The sequence below is a fragment of the Robbsia andropogonis genome (assembly GCF_000970345.1).
In the GTDB taxonomy this organism is placed as follows: Bacteria; Pseudomonadota; Gammaproteobacteria; order Burkholderiales; family Burkholderiaceae; genus Robbsia; species Robbsia andropogonis.
Map to the genome: position 1 here is coordinate 1 of NZ_LAQU01000223.1, position 740 is coordinate 740.

Sequence of the window (740 nt, forward strand, 5' to 3'; positions counted from 1 at the left end):
CAATGTGATCGTGGACACGTATGCTCTTACGCGCTAATGCCGAATGCCAGATGGGATGACCGGCCGCTTACCATCGATCTGCCGTACGGGATGGATAGGCAATCGATTTAGTACGTCTTTGAGATAGGCGTAAAGATAATGGCCATTGAGCTTGGCTGACTGAACAAGGCTCATGATTGCCGACGCGCGCTTGTCCGCGCCCAATAAGCGTGCAAATAGCCAGACGCTGACCGCTGCCTTGGCATTTGAGGGGCTGCCAAAACATAGCTTAGGATTGTCTCCATTCGCTTCGAATCTTGCCAGTTATGGCGCGTAGAACAAACGTCTAAAAATGAATAATTATTAAAAGCTATCTTTCGATCACTTTCAATAAAGATCGCGACGAGTCGGCCTCCGGCGCGAGCAGCGTAAATATTGCTTAGCGCGAGAGAGGCAGGAAATAAATGCTCCTCAATCGAAGGTTGCCGTCATTCGCTCACCATTGTCTTCAAAACCATATTGAATTGTATGGTAGTGGGCGGTACTATTACCCGTTAACCTCGCCGAGTTAATCGAACAGACTAGTCATTTCTGACTGTTGGACTATCCATTTGGTATGCGTCAGCGATGCGATTGCGCGTTTCGATTCGTGTTTGTTCGACCAGCTTTTTTGTAGCCGAGAGACCGCGTGCCATGCTCCGGCGGCTGTCTTGCCGAGACTTGTGCGGTAGCCGGTAGACGGCGCTACCCGCTGTTCCACT

General features: G+C 50.3%; 1 pseudogene. It reads right to left on the bottom strand.

Going from position 1 to position 740, the window contains the following annotated elements:
* Window positions 1–33: 33 nt before the first annotated feature.
* Window positions 34–228: pseudogene (locus WM40_RS29395) on the bottom strand (transposase domain-containing protein); the annotation flags it as partial.
* Between the last annotated feature and the right edge of the window lie 512 nt (window positions 229–740).